The sequence below is a fragment of the Streptomyces sp. NPDC045022 genome (assembly GCF_056432605.1).
Window position 1 is genome coordinate 72,896 of record NZ_JBWKIR010000029.1, and the last position, 17,281, is coordinate 90,176.

18 protein-coding genes are annotated in these 17,281 nt (G+C 70.2%); 7 read left to right on the plus strand and 11 right to left on the minus strand.

The window, feature by feature from the left end:
- Nucleotides 1-23: 23 nt before the first annotated feature.
- Entirely contained in the window at nucleotides 24-359 is a 336-nt protein-coding gene (locus AC07C1_RS34295; protein WP_478945512.1) for a hypothetical protein, read from the minus strand.
- 1 nt (nucleotide 360) lies between these two features.
- A complete protein-coding gene (locus AC07C1_RS34300; protein WP_478945514.1) occupies nucleotides 361-528 on the minus strand; it encodes a hypothetical protein in 168 nt (55 codons plus the stop codon).
- Nucleotides 529-657: 129 nt separating this feature from the next.
- Here AC07C1_RS34300 and AC07C1_RS34305 point away from each other — a divergent pair, with 129 nt between their 5' ends.
- From AC07C1_RS34305 to AC07C1_RS34320, 4 genes are read left to right on the plus strand one after another with little or no spacing between them, the layout of a single operon-like run.
- On the plus strand, nucleotides 658-1,668 hold the full coding sequence (locus AC07C1_RS34305) for a helix-turn-helix transcriptional regulator (protein WP_478945516.1): 1,011 nt from the start codon (nucleotides 658-660) through the stop codon (nucleotides 1,666-1,668).
- Between the two features lie 4 nt (nucleotides 1,669-1,672).
- On the plus strand, nucleotides 1,673-2,680 hold the full coding sequence (locus AC07C1_RS34310; protein WP_478945518.1) for a helix-turn-helix transcriptional regulator: 1,008 nt from the start codon (nucleotides 1,673-1,675) through the stop codon (nucleotides 2,678-2,680).
- Entirely contained in the window at nucleotides 2,681-3,685 is a 1,005-nt protein-coding gene (locus tag AC07C1_RS34315; RefSeq protein WP_478945519.1) for a helix-turn-helix transcriptional regulator, read from the plus strand.
- Nucleotides 3,682-4,662 (plus strand): helix-turn-helix transcriptional regulator, encoded by a 981-nt coding sequence (locus tag AC07C1_RS34320; RefSeq protein ID WP_478945521.1) that lies wholly within the window; start codon nucleotides 3,682-3,684, stop codon nucleotides 4,660-4,662. Before AC07C1_RS34315 ends, AC07C1_RS34320 begins: the two co-directional genes overlap by 4 nt.
- Here AC07C1_RS34320 and AC07C1_RS34325 read toward each other — a convergent pair.
- The 7 genes from AC07C1_RS34325 to AC07C1_RS34355 form a co-directional block, all read right to left on the minus strand.
- Entirely contained in the window at nucleotides 4,625-5,668 is a 1,044-nt protein-coding gene (locus tag AC07C1_RS34325; RefSeq protein WP_478945523.1) for a helix-turn-helix transcriptional regulator, read from the minus strand. The two genes, AC07C1_RS34320 and AC07C1_RS34325, sit on opposite strands and share 38 nt — an antisense overlap.
- Before the next feature lie 326 nt (nucleotides 5,669-5,994).
- Nucleotides 5,995-7,101 carry a sugar ABC transporter substrate-binding protein gene (locus AC07C1_RS34330; protein WP_478945524.1) on the minus strand — a complete coding sequence of 369 codons (1,107 nt, stop codon included), beginning with the start codon at nucleotides 7,099-7,101 and terminating at the stop codon, nucleotides 5,995-5,997.
- A gap of 257 nt (nucleotides 7,102-7,358) precedes the next feature.
- Nucleotides 7,359-7,811 carry a heat shock protein transcriptional repressor HspR gene (locus tag AC07C1_RS34335; RefSeq protein WP_478945526.1) on the minus strand — a complete coding sequence of 151 codons (453 nt, stop codon included), beginning with the start codon at nucleotides 7,809-7,811 and terminating at the stop codon, nucleotides 7,359-7,361.
- 5 nt (nucleotides 7,812-7,816) lie between these two features.
- Nucleotides 7,817-8,989: a molecular chaperone DnaJ gene (gene dnaJ / locus AC07C1_RS34340; protein WP_478945527.1), complete on the minus strand. Its 1,173-nt coding sequence runs from the start codon at nucleotides 8,987-8,989 to the stop codon at nucleotides 7,817-7,819.
- 36 nt (nucleotides 8,990-9,025) lie between these two features.
- Nucleotides 9,026-9,688, minus strand: a complete 663-nt coding sequence (gene grpE / locus AC07C1_RS34345; protein ID WP_478945529.1) for a nucleotide exchange factor GrpE — start codon at nucleotides 9,686-9,688, stop codon at nucleotides 9,026-9,028.
- On the minus strand, nucleotides 9,685-11,532 hold the full coding sequence (gene dnaK, locus AC07C1_RS34350; protein WP_478945531.1) for a molecular chaperone DnaK: 1,848 nt from the start codon (nucleotides 11,530-11,532) through the stop codon (nucleotides 9,685-9,687). The genes grpE and dnaK overlap by 4 nt, the downstream gene beginning before the upstream one ends.
- 94 nt (nucleotides 11,533-11,626) lie before the next feature.
- On the minus strand, nucleotides 11,627-12,646 hold the full coding sequence (locus AC07C1_RS34355) for an MraY family glycosyltransferase (protein WP_478945533.1): 1,020 nt from the start codon (nucleotides 12,644-12,646) through the stop codon (nucleotides 11,627-11,629).
- Between the two features lie 231 nt (nucleotides 12,647-12,877).
- On the opposite strand from AC07C1_RS34355, the gene AC07C1_RS34360 reads away from it, so the two are divergent.
- Together AC07C1_RS34360 and AC07C1_RS34365 are read left to right on the plus strand one after the other, a co-directional pair.
- A complete protein-coding gene (locus AC07C1_RS34360) occupies nucleotides 12,878-15,157 on the plus strand; it encodes a (Fe-S)-binding protein (protein WP_478945535.1) in 2,280 nt (759 codons plus the stop codon).
- 149 nt (nucleotides 15,158-15,306) lie between these two features.
- Nucleotides 15,307-16,242, plus strand: coding sequence for an RNA polymerase sigma-70 factor (locus AC07C1_RS34365; RefSeq protein ID WP_478945537.1), 936 nt, complete (start codon nucleotides 15,307-15,309; stop codon nucleotides 16,240-16,242).
- Nucleotides 16,243-16,252: 10 nt separating this feature from the next.
- Here the strand turns inward: AC07C1_RS34365 and AC07C1_RS34370 are convergent, their stop codons facing one another.
- Both AC07C1_RS34370 and AC07C1_RS34375 read right to left on the minus strand, forming a co-directional pair.
- Nucleotides 16,253-16,531 (minus strand): hypothetical protein, encoded by a 279-nt coding sequence (locus AC07C1_RS34370; protein ID WP_478945539.1) that lies wholly within the window; start codon nucleotides 16,529-16,531, stop codon nucleotides 16,253-16,255.
- On the minus strand, nucleotides 16,528-16,758 hold the full coding sequence (locus AC07C1_RS34375) for a hypothetical protein (protein WP_478945541.1): 231 nt from the start codon (nucleotides 16,756-16,758) through the stop codon (nucleotides 16,528-16,530). The genes AC07C1_RS34370 and AC07C1_RS34375 overlap by 4 nt, the downstream gene beginning before the upstream one ends.
- A 131-nt stretch (nucleotides 16,759-16,889) precedes the next feature.
- Between AC07C1_RS34375 and AC07C1_RS34380 the strand changes: the two genes are divergently transcribed.
- Nucleotides 16,890-17,150, plus strand: a complete 261-nt coding sequence (locus AC07C1_RS34380) for a GntR family transcriptional regulator (RefSeq protein ID WP_478945543.1) — start codon at nucleotides 16,890-16,892, stop codon at nucleotides 17,148-17,150.
- Nucleotides 17,151-17,281 lie beyond the last annotated feature (131 nt).

The following is a 17,281-nucleotide window of genomic DNA, read 5'->3' on the forward strand; positions in this document are numbered from 1 at the left end:
TCTTTTACGACGGGGGAATCGCGTCAGGCACTGCGGGGGGTGGCCGAGATGGTGCTCAGGTCGGAGTCCACCGGTTCGGTCAGCCGGTGGTCCCGCTGGTCCAGGTTCACAAAGATCATTCCGTACCGGATGGCACAGCGCACCGGCTGGGGCGCACCACGCGGCTTGCGCAGGCACCGGAACGCCCGCACGTCCTCGTCGTCGTCCCGCGTGACGACGACCGGCTCTCCGAACACGGTCACCATCAGCGAGTCACCACTGTGGGGGATGGCGGTGACCAGATCGATGAAGTGCCAGCCCGAGCGGTAGGCGGTGGCCATCTCGCGACGGAAGGAGCGGTCGTCTGGAGGCGTCGTCATATCAGGACCAGATACTGTCGCTGGGGGTGGCCACAGCATTGGCGTCAACAGGCTCGTCGGTCGCCGCCACCACTGACCACCGGCTGTCCGCTTGTACGTCGCCCTTCGCATTGGAGAGGCCGTTCAGCGTTCCGAAGGCCACAACGGCGGAGAAGGCGGCGACAAGCACCGAGCGAAGCATTCTCTTACGCATAGTCGGCTTCGTCCTCACTTGAAGGTCCCCTCGTTCCCCCGTCGGATAAGACGATGGCTCATTCAGGCACGTCATGACCACACAATCAGTGCATCATGTTCCTGCATGTTCAGGACCCTGGGGGGTGGAGATTTGATAGCAAATCCGGCAGAACCGACACATCCCCACGCCATCACTGACCTCTGTGAGGAAGGAAGGCGTCTCTACGCCAACGCGCTGCGCACAGGACGGATCGCCCGCGCCGACGCGGAGGCCGCCCCGTGCCTGATGGAGTTCGCCCTCCTGCACCCCGACCTCGACGACGCGAACTGGCTGCGTCCGGTTCCCCCCTCGGTGGCCCTGGCACAGCGGCTCAATCCGCTCGAGCGCGAGATCTCCGAGCGCCGGCGCACCTCGATCGAACTGGCCGAAGTCTTCGAGCCGTTCATGACGCTCACCGCCCAGGGCGGCGCCCCGACGCACTCGATCACCGTGCTGGAAGGGCTCGACCGCATCAACGCGGCGCTCGACCTGGCCACCGACCAGTGCCGCAACGAGATGCTCACCGTCCAGCCGAGCGCCCGCCATCCCGAGCGCAGGGTCATCGAGGGCCTGGAACGCGACAGGACCCTGATAGAGCGGGGCGTGCGGATCCGGACCCTGTACCAGCACACCGCGCGATACAGCCCCGAACGGCTGGCCTACGTCGACCAGTTCGTCAACGGCAAGGCGGAGTACCGCACCATCGACGAACTGGTCGAGCGCCTCATCATCTGCGACGAGACGGTCGCCTTCATCCCCATACGGGACGATCGGCAGGTCGCCCTGGAGGTGCGCCACCCGGGCCTCGTCGGTTACCTGATCAAGGTGTTCGAGTTCATGTGGGACCGCGCCGTGCCGCTGAGCGCCGGAACCCCGTACGAGACCGCCCCCGACGGCATCACCGAGATCCAGCACTCCATCGCCAAGCTCCTGGTGGAAGGCCATGTCGACGAGGCGATCGCCCGCCGGCTGGGCATGAACGTGCGCACCTGCCGGGCCCACATCGCCAAGCTCGCCCAGGCCCTCGGCAGCGGCAGCCGCGCCCAACTCGGCTATCTCATCGCGCAGTCCGGCATGCTGGACCGGGACCACTGACGCGATGGCAGGGCCGGGAGCGATACGCACGGACACGGACACGGAGCGGCACCCGCACCCGGCGGAGCCGGTGTGCGAGGCGGGGCCGGCCCTGTACGCGCGCGTCGTGCACGAGGGTCCGGTCCCCGTCGAGGACGCCGACGGCCTCCCCTGTGTGCTGGACCACGGCCTGCTGCGGCCGAGCCTCGACCATCCCGGTCAACTGCGCGCCGCCACCCCCGCCGTCACCCTGCCGAGACTGCTGCACGGCATCGAGACGGAGGTCGCCCACCGGCGCCGGTACGGGATGCGGCTGGCCACGGCCTTCGAACCGCTCATCACGCGGGGCGCGGAGCAGCCGGCCGCCGAAGCGCCCGGATTCCGCACGGTGCGGGGCCTGGACCGGATCAACGAGGCCATCACCGACGCACTCAACCGCTCCACCACCGAGGTGCTCACCATCCAGCCCGGCGGCAAACGGCCCGTCGAGGCGCTGGTCCTGGGCTTCCCCCGGGAACAGGCGATGCTGGCGCGCGGCTGCCGGATGCGCACCCTCTACCAGCACCCGAGCCGCCATGACCCCGCCGTCCTCGCGCACTACGAACGCCTGGACGGCGATGTCGAGGTGCGCACGCTCGACGAGACACCCGAGCGGATGGTCGTGGCCGACCGCACGGTCGCCTTCGTGCCGGCCGCCGCCGACCGCACCGTCGCCGCCGAGATACGCCACCCCCCGCTGGTGGCCTACCTGGCCACCACGTTCGACCGCCTGTGGCGCCTGGCCACCCCCATGTATCCCCAGGCCGTCCGCCAGCCCACGCTCGACGGGGTCACCCCGCGCCAGCGCGCCGTCGCCGCCCTGCTGGCCGAGGGCCACACCGACGCCGTCATCGCCCACCGCCTCGGCATGAACGTCCGCACCGCCCGCGCCCACATCGCCCGGCTCGCGGCGCTCCTCGGCAGCGAGAGCCGCACCCAGCTCGGTTACCTCATCGGGCGGTCCGGGATCCTCGGCCGGCAGGAGGAGGCGTAAGTGAGCACGGCACCCCACCCCCGGCACGGCGCCGAGGAACTGTACGCGGCGGGCGCGGAGCTGTACGCGCGTGCCCTGCGGGACGGGCACGTAGGGGCCGGGGACGCCGTCGGTGTGCCCTGTGTGGCCGGCCTCGGACTGCTGCGGCCCGCCGCGGGGGACACCGAGCGCCTGGAGCCCGTGCCGCCGGCCGTGGCGCTGCACCGGCTGCTGCGCTCGGCGGCGGACCGGATCGCCGACGAGCGCCGGCGCGAGACCCTGCTGGCCGACGCGTTCGAGCCGCTCATGCGGATCGACGGCCGGCGGACCGAGAACACCGCCGACACCCCGACACTGCGGGTGCTCAGCGGCACGGCACGGATCAACGAGGCCATCACGGAGGCCATGAGCGCGGCACACCGCGAGGTGCTGTGCGTGCAGCCGCACCACGAGCTGAACAGCCCGCGCGGCCACGCCTCACGGAGCGTCGCCGTACGGCGCGACCAGGCGCTGCTGGACCGGGGTGGCCGTATCCGCACGCTGTACCAGCACACCCTGCGCCATCGGCCGTCCGTCGCCGCGTACCACGAGCAGCTGAGCGGTGACACCGAGGCGCGCAGCCTGGACGAGCTCACCGACCGGCTGATCGTCGTCGACCGCGCCGTCGTCTTCGTCCCGGCGAACGCCGACGGCACCCTCGCCCTGGAGGTACGGCACCCGGCGCTGATCACGTACTTCGTGACGATCTTCGACCGGCTGTGGCGGCTGGCCACGCCCATGTATCCGCGGGCCGTCCAACGGCCCTCCGTGGGCGGCGTCACCCCCCGCCAGCGGGCCATCGCCGCACTGCTCGTCGAGGGCCACACGGACGCGGTCATCGCGGAGCGGCTGGGGATGAACGTCCGCACGGCCCGCGTCCACATCGCCAAGCTCGCTGCCACCCTCGGCAGCGGGAGCCGGGCCCAGCTGGGCTATCTGATCGGCCGGTCGGGGATCCTGGACCGGCAGCAGGAGGCGGTCCGGTGAAGCACCGCCGGCACGGTGTCGAGGAGCTGTGCCCCGCCGGGGAGAAGCTCTACGAACGCGCCCTGCGGGACGGGCACCTGCCGGCCGCCGAAGCCGCCGAGGCGCCCTGCCTGACCGGCCTCGGACTGCTGCACCCGGCCGTCGACGACCTCACCCGCCTGGAGCCGGTCGCCCCCGCCGCCGTACTGAACCGCTTCCTGCGCGCCTCCCGTGCCCGCATCGCCGAGGAACGGCTCCGGGAGGAGCGGCTGATGGAGCTGTTCGAGCCCCTCATGCACGCCGGCGACCGGCACAGCGCGCCCGCCGACACCCCCACCCTGCGCCTCCTCAGCGGCACCGAGGCCATCAACCGCGCGATCGGCGAGGCCATGGCGGAGGCGACCGGCGAGGTGTGCTGCGTCCAGCCCAACACCCACTACCACGACGAACGCGGGCGGATCGCGCAGAGCCGGGCCATGGACCGGGACCAGGCACTGCTCAGCCGGGGCTGCCGTATCCGCACCCTCTACCAGCACACCCAGCGGCACCTGCCGCTCATCCGCGCCCGCTACGAGCGGTTGAGCGGCCGCGCCGAGGCACGCACGCTCGACGAGCTGCCGGACCGGCAGATCATCATCGACCACACCGTGTCGTTCATCCCGGCCGGTGACGACCAGCGGCTCGCCCTGGAGGTACGCCACCCCGCCCTGGTCGGCTTCTTCCTCACCGCCTTCGACCGGCTGTGGCGGCTGGCCACCCCCATGTACCCGCAGGCCGTCCAGCCGCCGTCGCTCGGCGGTGTCACGCCCCGCCAGCGCGCCATCGCGGCGCTGCTCGTCGAGGGCCACACCGACGCGGTCATCGCCGAACGGCTCGGCATGAACGTCCGCACGGCCCGGCTGCACATCGCCAAGCTGGCCGCCGCCCTCGGCAGCGACAGCCGCGCCCAGCTCGGCTACCTCATCGGACGGTCGGGGATTCTTGATCAGGAGCCGTGAGGGCGCCGGGCGGCCGGCCGGGGCGGTGGCCGTCCAGGCCGACCTGGGCGATGCGGACTCCGAGTTGGGTACGGCTGGCGGCCCCCAGCGTCTCCGACAGGCGGGCGATGTGGGCGCGGCAGGTGCGGACGCTGATGCCGAGCCGCTCGGCGATCACCGCGTCCTGGTGGCCCTCGGCGAGCAGCGCGGCGATGGACTGCTCGCGGTGGGAGATGCCCTCGATGCCGGTGTCGGGCAGGGGGGCGGTGAGCGGGATCGCCAGCCGCCACAGCCGTTCGAAGACCGTCACCAGGTATTCCACGAGGGCCGGGTGGCGTAGTTCCAGGGCCATCGTGCGATCGGAGTTGGCGGGGATGAAGGCCACCGTGCGGTCGAAGAGGATCAGCCGGTCGATGACCTCGTCCAGGGTGCGGGCCTCGACCGTGTCACCCATCAGCTCCAGGTAGTTGAGCAGCCCCTGCCCGTGCCGGGCCACATGCGTGTACAGGTCGCGCATGCGCACGCCCCGGCCGCGCAGGGTCAGCGCCCGGTGCAGGCCCTCGGTCAGCTCGGCCTCCCGCCGGATGCCGCCCGGCTGCACGGTGAGCACCTCGGTGGTGCACGCCTCGGTCGCCTCGTCCATCGCGGCCTGGATGCGGGAGAGTCCGTCCAGCACCCGGATGGCACTGCCCTCGCCCGGCGCCGCCAGTGCGTTCAGCTGCCGGCCGAGGCCCGCGTACCACTCGAACGCGGACACCGCCGAGCCCAGCCGCCGCCGGCTCTCACTGACCTCGTCGTAGACCCCGCGCAGCAGCCTGGTCATGACCTCCTGCGGGGAGGTCGGCACCAGCCAGTCCATGTCGTCGGGATCCGGGTGCAGCAGGGCCAGTTCCAGCAGGCAGGGCACCGGTTCGGCGTCCGTGCGCGGCACCCGTCCCCGGCGTACGGCGCGGGAGTACACACGGTCCCCGGCGTCGCACAGCCGGTCGGCACCGTGAGGATGGTCCTCCGCCCCGTGCCCGGCCATCGCCCATTTCACCCCCGGTGTGCTGCCACTTCCGCAGCGCAACTATGCGCGGAGCCGACCGGGTCCGCAACACGGCTCTCCCCAGGGGGGCTGCTGTTAAGCACTGTTATGCCCGGGTTTCATCCAGGCTCCGCCCCTCGCATTGCAACAAGATGATGGTGGTGGCGCGAACTTCACCCGGGCATCGTTGTTCCCGCTTCCCCCGGGTGCCCCAGGCATCCGGAGCGGTCCCGGCCCGGGCACCCCCGCCGGGACCGCGGCATCGCGTCCACGGGGGTGGCGCGATGCCGGGGAGCCACCGCCGGCCCGGCCCCGGCCCGAGGGCGTTACTTCAGGCCGATCGCCGCGCAGGCCGCCTTGTACCTGGCGGTGCAGATGGCGTCGACGCTGTAGATGCCGTCCGCGATGACCGTGTCCTTGATGGTGTCCTTGGTCAGCGCGCTCACCTGGACCAGCTTGGACGGGATGTCCTTGGTGGTGGGGCTGTCGACCTTGTCCTGGGTGAGGGCGTCGAACTGGATGTCCTTGCCCTGGATCTTGGTGACGGCCATCTGCGCGGCGGCCTCGGCCTCGTCCGGGTAGGACTTGTACACACTCATGAACTGCTCGCCGGTCACCACCCGCTGGACCGCGTCGAGTTCGGCGTCCTGTCCGGTGATGGGCGGCAGGTGGGTGACGCCGGCCGACTTGAGGGCCTGGATGACACCACCCGCCATGCCGTCGTTGGCGGCGTAGACGGCGGCGATGTTGTCCTTGCCGATCCTGGCGATCGCCGTGGCCATGCGAGCCTCGGCGTTCTCCGGCTTCCAGTCCTTGGTGTCGAAGGAGTCCGCGATCGTCACCTTGCCGTTCAGCTCGGACAGCGCGCCCTGCTTGAACTGCTTGGCGTTGGGGTCGGTGGGCGAGCCGTTCACCATGACGATCTTGTCGGAGGTGTCGACCTTCGAGCCCAGCGCCTCCAGCAGCGTCCGGGCCTGCACCTCGCCGACCAGCTCGTTGTCGAAGGAGATGTAGGCGTCGATCGGGCCCTCGGCGAGGCGGTCGTAGGCGATGACCGGGATGCCGGCGTCCTTGGCCTTCTGCACGCCGGCGGCGACGGCGTGCGAGTCGACCGCGTCCAGCAGGATGACGTCGACCTTGTCGTCGATCATCTGCTGCAGCTGGTCGGCCTGCCGGGTGGCGCTCGCGTCGGCGTTGGCGTACTTGACCTTGCCCTGCTTCCGGGTGAGTTCGGCCACCTTGTCCCTGATGATGGGGTAGTCGAACCTGTCGTAGCGGGAGTTGGCCTTCTCGGGGAGCAGCAGGCCCACCGTGACGTCGTTGCCCTTGGTCGGGCTCGCGCTCGCGCTGTCCCCCGCCGCGTTCAGCACGCCGCAGCCGGCGAGCGAGAGGGTCATCGTGGACGCGGCCACGGATATGGCGATACGACGCATTCGAGGGCTCACTTCAGGTGCGTTCCGGACGTGGGTGCTGCAATACGACCCAGGTGTCTGAAAAGACAACGCGGAGCCGCTACCCGGCGTCAAGCGGAATCACTTAACGAGTCCGCAACACCACGTTCAGCTGCCCCTGTGAAGACGGCGCGGAACCCCCTTCAGGCACTCTTTACGGACCCTCCACCCGTGGGGAGCTCGAGAGACGGCGAAAAGGGCCCGGAGACGATGTCTCGGGCCCTTCCCGCGCCTGCGTGTCAGTCCGGCTGCTGCTGCCGCTTGGGCCGCCACACCACCAGCGCGCTGGTCTGCTGCACCTCCTGGTACGGGACCAGGTCGCGGCGGTAGGAGGCGTGGACGGCGGCCTCGCGCTGCCGCATCGCGGCCGCCGCGCCGTCCAGGGCCGCCTGCATCTCCGCGACGCGGGACTGCAGGGCGGCGACCTGGTTCTCCAGTTCGATGATCCGCTTGATACCGGCCAGGTTGATGCCCTCGTCCTGCGACAACTGCTGCACCTGGCGGAGCAGTTCGATGTCGCGGGCCGAGTAGCGGCGGCCCCGGCCGGCGGTGCGGTCGGGGGAGACCAGGCCCAGGCGGTCGTACTGGCGCAGCGTCTGCGGGTGGAGTCCGGAGAGCTGGGCCGCCACCGAGATGACGTAGACCGGGGTCTCCTCGGTCAGTTCATACGGGTTACGTCGACGGCCGTCCATCACTCTCAAGCTCCCTTCGCGGCCTCGAACAGCTCCGCCCGCGGGTCCTCGCCCTCGGTCGCCTCGCGGTACGCCTCCAGCGCGTCACGAGCCTTCCCCGACAGGTCCTTGGGCACACTCACCTCGACGGTGACCAGCAGGTCGCCCCGGCTGCCGTCCTTGCGGACCGCGCCCTTGCCACGGGCGCGCATCGTGCGGCCGTTGGGCGTGCCCGGCGGCAGCTTCAGGGTGACGGGCGGGCCGCCGAGGGTCGGCACCCGCACCTCGCCGCCGAGGGCCGCCTCGGCGAACGTCACCGGCACGGTGACGGTGAGGTTGTCGTCCTTGCGCCCGAACACCGGGTGCTCGCCGACGTGCACGGCCACATACAGGTCGCCCGCCGGTCCGCCCCGCTCGCCGGGCGCGCCCTTGCCACGCAGCCGGATGCGCTGCCCGTCGGTGACGCCCGCCGGGATGCGGACCTGCATCGTGCGCGACGACTTGGCGCGCCCGCTGCCCTTGCACTCCATGCAGGGGTGCTCGGCGATCAGGCCGCGGCCCTTGCAGTCGGGGCAGGGGTCGGTGAGCGAGAAGCCACCGCCCGAGCCCCGGGCGACCTGCCCGGTGCCGACGCAGGTCGGGCACACGCGCGGTGTGCCGTTCTTGTCGCCGGTGCCGGAGCAGGCCTTGCAGGGCTGCTGGGACGTCATCCGCAGCGGGACCGTCGCACCCTCGATCGCCTCGGTGAAGCTGAGGGTGACCTCGGTGTCGATGTCCTGGCCGCGCCGCGGCTGGGTCCGGGTCGTCCCCGCCCCGCCGCGGTTGAACAGTCCCCCGAAGACGTCGCCGATGCCGCCGCCGAAGCCTCCGCTCTGGGCGCCGCCTCCTCCTCCGAAGAGGTCGCCCAGGTCGAAGTTGAAGGAGCCGCCGGCCGCGCCCGGCCCGGGGCGGAAGCCACCGTTGCCGAACAGGGCGCGCGCCTCGTCGTACTCCTTGCGCTTCTTGGGGTCGCCGAGCACGTCGTTCGCCTCGGAGATCTCCTTGAAGCGCTCCTCGGCCTTGACGTTGCCCTTGTTGGCGTCCGGGTGGAACTCGCGGGCGAGCTTCCGGTACGCCTTCTTGATCTCGGCCTCGGTGGCGTCCTTGGGGACGCCGAGGACCTTGTAGTAGTCCTTCTCGATGAAGTCCTTGGTGCTCATCCCCGACGTCCCTCCTTCCTGTCCTCGGTGATTACGTCAGCCCTCCTCCGGGCCACCGTTCTCCTTGTCGTCGGCCGCGTTCGCCTCGGTGTCCTCCTCGGCGCCCTCGGCCTTCACGCTCTGCGCGCCGGGCTGCGGTTCGGCGACGGCCACCCGCGCGGGGCGGATGGTGCGCTCGCCGATGCGATACCCGGGCTGCAGGATCGCCACGCAGGTCGTCTCGGTGACGTCCGGCGCGTAGGAGTGCATCAGGGCCTCGTGGATCGTCGGGTCGAAGGGCTCGCCCTCCTTGCCGAACTGCTGCAGGCCCATCTTGGCCGCGACGGTCTCCAGCGACTCGGCCACGGACTTGAAGCCGCCGACCAGTTCGCCGTGTTCCCGCGCGCGGCCGATGTCGTCGAGCACGGGCAGAAGCTCGGTCAGGAGGTTCGCGATGGCGATCTCCTTGACCGCGATCCGGTCACGCTCGACGCGGCGGCGGTAGTTCTGGTACTCGGCCTGGAGGCGCTGGAGGTCCGCCGTGCGCTCACCGAGCGCCGTGCGCACCTGGTCCAGCTGGGCCACCAGGCCCGCGTCTGCGCTTACGTCCCCGGCCGGGGCCGCCCCCTCCTCGGGAGCGGCCTTCGACTCGGCGTCTTCTGGGGTCGCGCCGGAGGGGACGTCGGGCTTCTCCTCGAAGCCCGGGGTCTCCTCCGTCACGCGGCACCGTCCTTGCGCTCGTCGTCCACGATCTCGGCGTCGACGACGTCGTCGTCAGCGGCCTTGGCGCCGCCCGCGGTGGCACCCTCGGGGCCGCCGGCCTGCGCGCCCTGGGCGTCGGCGTACATCGCCTGGCCGAGCTTCTGCGAGACGGCCGCGACCTTCTCGGTGGCGGTGCGGATCTCGGCGGTGTCCTCGCCCTTGAGGGCTTCCTTCAGCTCGCCGACCGCGGCCTCGACCTCGGTCTTGATCTCACCGGGGACCTTGTCCTCGTTGTCCTTGAGGAACTTCTCGGTCTGGTAGACCAGCTGCTCGCCCTGGTTGCGGGTCTCGGCGGCCTCGCGGCGGGCGTGGTCCTCCTCCGCGTACTTCTCGGCCTCCTGGCGCATCCGGTCGACCTCGTCCTTCGGCAGCGAGGAGCCGCCGGTGACGGTCATCTTCTGCTCCTTGCCCGTGCCCAGGTCCTTGGCGGTCACGTGCATGATGCCGTTGGCGTCGATGTCGAAGGCGACCTCGATCTGCGGGACGCCACGCGGCGCCGGCGGCAGACCGGTCAGCTCGAACATGCCGAGCTTCTTGTTGTACGCCGCGATCTCGCGCTCGCCCTGGTAGACCTGGATCTGCACGGACGGCTGGTTGTCCTCGGCCGTCGTGAAGATCTCGGACCGCTTGGTCGGGATCGTGGTGTTGCGCTCGATCAGCTTGGTCATGATGCCGCCCTTGGTCTCGATACCGAGGGACAGCGGGGTGACGTCGAGCAGCAGGACGTCCTTGACCTCGCCCTTGAGGACACCGGCCTGCAGGGCGGCGCCGATGGCGACGACCTCGTCCGGGTTCACACCCTTGTTGGCCTCGTTGCCACCGGTCAGCTCCTTGACCAGCTCGGCGACGGCGGGCATACGGGTGGAGCCACCGACGAGGACGACGTGGTCGATCTCGCCGAGGGCGATACCGGCGTCCTTGATGACGTTGTGGAACGGCGTCTTGCAGCGCTCCAGCAGGTCGGCCGTCAGCTGCTGGAACTGAGCCCGGGTGAGCTTCTCGTCCAGGTGCAGCGGGCCCTCGGCGGAGGCGGTGATGTACGGCAGGTTGATCGAGGTCTCCGTGGAGGAGGACAGCTCGATCTTGGCCTTCTCGGCGGCCTCACGCAGACGCTGCAGGGCCATCTTGTCCTTGGCGAGGTCCACGCCGTGGCCGGACTTGAACTGCTGGACCAGGTAGTCGACGACGCGCTGGTCCCAGTCGTCGCCACCGAGGTGGTTGTCACCGTTGGTGGCCTTCACCTCGACGACGCCGTCGCCGATCTCCAGGAGGGACACGTCGAAGGTGCCGCCACCGAGGTCGAAGACGAGGATCGTCTGGTCGTCCTTGTCCAGGCCGTAGGCCAGGGCGGCCGCCGTGGGCTCGTTGACGATGCGCAGGACGTTCAGACCCGCGATCTCACCGGCCTCCTTGGTCGCCTGACGCTCGGAGTCGTTGAAGTACGCCGGGACGGTGATGACCGCGTCGGTCACCTTCTCGCCCAGGTACGCCTCGGCGTCCCGCTTGAGCTTCTGCAGGATGAACGCGGAGATCTGCTGCGGGTTGAAGTCCTTCCCGTCCAGCTGGATCTTCCAGTCGGTGCCCATGTGACGCTTCACCGAGCGGATGGTCCGGTCCACGTTCGTGACCGCCTGGCGCTTGGCGACCTCGCCGACGAGCACCTCACCGTTCTTGGCGAAGGCGACGACGGACGGCGTGGTCCTGGCACCCTCGGCGTTGGTGATGACGGTGGGCTCGCCGCCCTCCAGAACGCTGACGACGGAGTTAGTCGTGCCCAGGTCGATGCCGACCGCACGTGCCATGGTTGATTCCTCCAGCTGACTTGAGTGGAACAGGCTCAAGTGTGCCTGAGGAGATGCCACGGGTCAACAGACCTGAGCCAAGCGGACTCAAGTCTTATCCGTTCCTTACACGCAACCGCGTGCTGACCTGCATGGATGTCCCGCGCCGAGGTGGCTGGACAGGGATACGAAGGAGTACGAGAACGGCCAGCAGCGCCGCTCCCGCCACCCACAGCACGGCCCCGTCCCCGGTCCATCCGGTGTGCACCAGCACCCCCACGAGGACCGAGGAGAACGAGCCGGCACCCAGCAGCACGACGGACCCCTGAGGGGTGAGCCCGAGCCGCCGCAGCCGGTGCGCGAGATGGTCCGGACGCCGCCTGAGCAGTGGCCGCCGGGCCAGCAGCCGGGCGAGGACGACGAGGACGGCGTCGGCGGCGGCGACCGCGCCGAGGCAGAACACCACCGCCACGCTCGGCCCGATCGCGTACCCCGCGCGCGTGAAGACGACGGACGACGACAGCAGGAACCCGGTGAACAGCGATCCGCACGCCCCCATGCCCACCCGCGCGGGATGCCAGTTGTGCATCAGGAAGCCGGTCAGGGCGGCGGCGAACACGCTCAGCAGTACGGCGAGGCCGTCCATCACCTCGGCGGCGGCACAGGCCCCCGCCCCGAACGCGGTGACCACCCCGACCGTCCCGGCCAGCCCGTCGGCGTGATCGAGCCCCTTGAAGGCGAGGGACGCGAGAACGATCCACCCCACGGCCAGCGCTCCCCCCGGCACACCCGTCGCGTCGTACGGCACCACGCAGGCCGCCGCCACGGCCGTACCCGCGACGAGCACGCGCGCGCGCAGCCGCCACACGTCGGCGACCAGGCCCAGCCCGGCGACCACGGCGGCGGCGATCAGCAGCTGCACGACCCCGTCCCCGAGCGGGGCGACCCGGGTCCACTCCCCGACCCAGGCGACCAGGCAGGTGACGACCACGACGGCGAGCCCGCCGAGCGCCGGCAGGGGCCGCTGCCGGCGCGGGTCGAGGATGCCCAGCCGCAGCGCGGGCACCCTGAGCAGCGCCGCGAGCACGGCGGCGAGGAGCAGGGCGGCGGTTGCGGCGGCGATCCCGTAGAGCACGGCTCTAAGGTAGGGGCGAATGTCGCAATTCGGGATGAATAACACGATCGGATTGCCTGCCAATGCACCAGGCGTATCCGCGGACCCCGCTGGAAGGCAGCCCTCAGCGACCCAGATCACCCCGCGCTCTGCTGCATCCGGCAGGAAGATGGGGGTAGTCTCAGACGAACTGCATAAGTTACCGCTTAGTAATGTCGCTCAGTTAAATTCCAGGCCGCCTCAGGAGCCCCAATGCAACTCGCCGCGATCATCGTGTCGCTGGTCCTGATCGTGGTCGGCGTGGCACTGTTCGGCCGCGCCCTCCTGCAGATCTACAACTTCATGCGGATGGGCCAGCCGGTGCCGGCCGGTACGCGGACCAACGATCCCACACAGCGCACCATCACCGTGGCCAAGGAGTTCCTCGGCCACACCCGGATGAACCGCTGGGGCATCGTCGGCGTGGCGCACTGGTTCGTGGCGGTGGGCTTCTTCACCCTGCTGCTGACGATCGTCAACGCGATCGGGCAGCTGTTCCAGGCGGACTGGATCCTGCCGGTCCTCGGCGACTGGGCGCCGTACAACATCTTCGTCGAGTTCATCGGCACGATGACGGTGGTCGGCATTCTGACCCTGATCGTCATCCGCCAGCTGAGCCACCCGCGCAAGCCGGGCCGCAAGTCCCGCTTCGCCGGCTCCAACTTCGGCCAGGCGTACTTCGTCGAGGCCGTCATCCTCATCGTCGGCGTCTGCATCTTCATGCTGCACGCCCTGGAGGGCGCCCAGCACCACGTCGACGGCTACGAGGCCTCGTTCTTCATCTCGTACCCGGTGGTGTCGTGGCTGAAGGGCATGGACCTCTCCACGCTCCAGAACCTCACCTACTTCTTCGCCGGCCTGAAGATCGCGACCTCCTTCATCTGGATGATCACGGTCGCCCTGAAGACCGACATGGGCGTGGCCTGGCACCGCTTCCTGGCGTTCCCGAACATCTGGTTCAAGCGCAACGCCGACGGTGAGACCTCCCTGGGCGCCCTGCTGCCGATGACGAGCGGCGGCAAGCCGATCGACTTCACCGACCCCGGTGACGACGACGTCTTCGGCGTCTCCCAGGTCGAGCAGTTCTCCTGGAAGGGCCTGCTGGACTTCTCCACCTGCACCGAGTGCGGCCGCTGCCAGTCGCAGTGCCCCGCCTGGAACACCGGCAAGCCCCTCTCCCCCAAGCTCCTGATCATGTCGCTGCGGGACCACGCCCACGCCAAGGCGCCGTACCTGCTGGCCGGCGGCGGCAAGACCATGGAGGGCGACGAGAAGGCGTCCGCCGAGCAGCTGGCGGACGTCCCCGCCGCCGCCCTGGCCGAGGCCGAGCGCCCGCTGGTCGGCACCGCCGAGGAGAACGGCGTCATCGACCCGGACGTCCTGTGGTCCTGCACCACCTGCGGCGCCTGTGTCGAGCAGTGCCCGGTGGACATCGAGCACGTCGACCACATCGTCGACATGCGCCGCTACCAGGTCATGATCGAGAGTGCCTTCCCCTCCGAGGCGGGCACGATGCTCAAGAACCTGGAGAAGAAGGGCAACCCCTGGGGCCTGGCCAAGAAGCAGCGGCTGGAGTGGACCAAGGAGGTCGACTTCGAGGTCCCGGTCGTCGGCAAGGACATCGAGGACCTCACCGAGGTCGAGTACCTGTACTGGGTCGGCTGCGCCGGCGCCCTGGAGGACCGGGCCAAGAAGACCACCAAGGCCTTCGCCGAGCTGCTCCACATCGCGGGCGTGAAGTTCGCGATCATGGGCGGCGACGAGAAGTGCACGGGTGACTCCGCCCGCCGCCTCGGCAACGAGCCCCTGTTCCAGGAACTGGGCATGGAGAACGTGGCCGCGCTGAACATGGCGTTCGGCGAGGACGACGAGGACGAGTCGACCAAGAAGCCGAAGTCGGCGAAGAAGATCGTCGCCACCTGCCCGCACTGCCTGAACACGATCGGCAACGAGTACCCGCAGCTCGGCGGCGACTACGAGGTCATCCACCACACGCAGCTGCTCCAGCACCTGGTGGACGAGGGCAAGCTGATCCCCGTCACCCCGGTCGAGGGCATCATCACGTACCACGACCCGTGCTACCTGGGCCGCCACAACAAGATCTACACGCCCCCGCGCGAGATCATCGCCAGCGTCCCGGGCCTGCGCAACGAGGAGATGCACCGCCACAAGGAGCGCGGCTTCTGCTGCGGCGCCGGCGGCGCCCGGATGTGGATGGAGGAGCGGATCGGCAAGCGCATCAACAACGAGCGCGTCGACGAGGCCCTCTCCCTGAACCCGGACATCGTCTCCACCGCCTGCCCGTTCTGCCTCGTCATGCTCACGGACTCCGTGAACGGCAAGAAGAACGACGGCAAGGCCAAGGAGTCCATCCAGGTGGTGGACGTCGCCCAGCTCCTGCTGGACTCCGTCAGGACCCCGGTTGCGGACGACGAACCCCCGGCGGGCGCCGCCGAGTCGGAAACCGAGCCCGAGCCGGAGCCGGTGAAGTAACGGCCCCCGCGACCCGACCGCGCCCCCTGACCCGCACAGGCAGGGGGCGCCGTCGTACCCGGCCGAGGAACGGCCGGGAGCGGATGTCACAGCCGGCAGGGGCTGTCTCGTCCACGAGGTGCGGACAACCCTCGATCAAGGAGCGGACGATGGACCTCGCAGGAACCGGCACGAGCAGGACCGAGGAGTTCCAGGAGCTGCGGCCGCTGCTGTTCTCGATCGCCTACCGGATACTGGGCGGCGTCGGCGAGGCCGAGGACGCGGTCCAGGAGACCTGGCTGCGCTTCGAGGCCTCCCCCACCGAGCCCCGATCGGTCAAGGCCTTCCTCTCGGCCACGGTCACCCGGATCTCGATCGACGTGCTGCGCTCGGCCCGCGTCCGGCGGGAGCAGTACGTCGGCCCGTGGCTCCCCGAACCCTTGCTCACCGACCCCTATGAGGATCCGGCACGGTCGGCGGAGCTGGCCGACTCGGTGTCGATGGCGGCCCTGCTGCTGCTCGAGCGGCTGAGCCCGCTCGAGCGGGCGGTCTTCGTCCTGCGGGAGGTGTTCGACTTCGGATATCCCGAGGTCGCGTCGGCGGTGGGCCGCTCGGAGGCGGCGTGCCGCCAGCTGGTGGTACGGGCGCGGCGCCATATGGCCGCGGGCCGGCCCCGCTTCGAAGCGGACCGCGAGGAGCGGGAGGAACTGGCGTCGCGGTTCTTCGACGCCCTACGCGAAGGCGACCTCGCCGGCCTGCAGACCCTGCTCGCCGCCGATGTGTCCATGATCGGCGACGGCGGTGGCAAGGCCCCCCAGCTGGCCAGGACCGTCGTCGGCGCCCGGAAGGTGGCCCAGCTGCTCGCCTCCGCCTTCCCCCGGATGGCCCGGATCGACGTGACGTGCGAGCCGCTCGAGGTCAACGGCCAGCCGGGCGCGATCATCCGCGACCGGGACGGCAAGGTGCTCAACACCCTGACGCTCGATGTACTCGACGGACAGATCCAGGCCATCCGCTTCGTGATCAACCCCGACAAGCTCGGGCACCTGGGCCCCGTGGCGGACGCCTGGGCGATCGACCGCCAGGTAAGAAACACCCGCCGCTGAACAGCTCGGCTCAGTTCAGCCGCTCCAGCCGGCGGCCCCGGCTCTCCGCGACACGGAGGGCGTCGCCGAGGGCTTGGACCAAGCACTCGGCAAGGTAGCGGAGTTCGCCGGGCGGGGTGTCCGGCAGCATCTCACGGGCGTGGACCAGGAGTTGGCCGCCCATGCCGAGCTGAACGGACTCCGTGGCGTCGGCCAGCCGAGAGAGCGGCCCGTCGTGATCGTCGGTGATCAGGTAACAGGGCTTGCCCCCGGAACCGGTCCAGGGCAGCAGACGCGGCGGCTCGGTCACGCGGCCTCCAGCCCGTGGATCCCGTACGGCCCAGTCACGTACGGCCGTACAGCCCGGGTGGCGGTGGCATCGAGGGGGGTGTCGAGGCCGTACGGGCTGCGGGGCAGGGGCAGCGGCCGGTTCGGCCAGGGGCCGGCTACGGCTGCGTCGTAGGGCAGGCGTTCCTTTCCGGGCGGGAAGAGCAGGAAGCCCACCCGGGCGGCAAGTCGGCGGATAAGGTCGGTCACGTCATCAGCTCCGATCGGCTGGTGGCCATGCCCCGGGGCGGCTGCAACCGTCGCCGGGGTGCCGCTTCTTCGCGGTCTACTGCAGTCTACCGCGGTCGCGCGGTGTACCGCAGAGTTTTAGCGTCGACCGCATGACCCCCGAGCTTGACCGCACTCGCCCCGTCTGGCGCCAGGTGGCCGCGGCCATCACCGGCCGGATCGCCAACGGCGAGTACCCCCTCGGCGCGCGCGTGCCGTCCGTGGTCGAACTGTCCTCCGAGTTCGGCATCGCCACCTCGACCGCACAGAAGGCCTTGGCCCACCTCAAGTCCGAGGGACTCATCCGAGCCGAGGTCGGCCTCGGCTCCTTCGTGGCCAAGCGCCCCGCCGAAGAACCCGAACAGCCCGCGTAAGGCCACTCGGCGACGGGGCGCCATATCGCACGCCTGCGGCTAGGCCCAATGCCGGTGACTTAGGTTGTGCCTTGTCGGGTGATGGTCACGGTGTTCCGTGCGGGTGGTGTCCGGTTGCGGTGCTCGGCCCG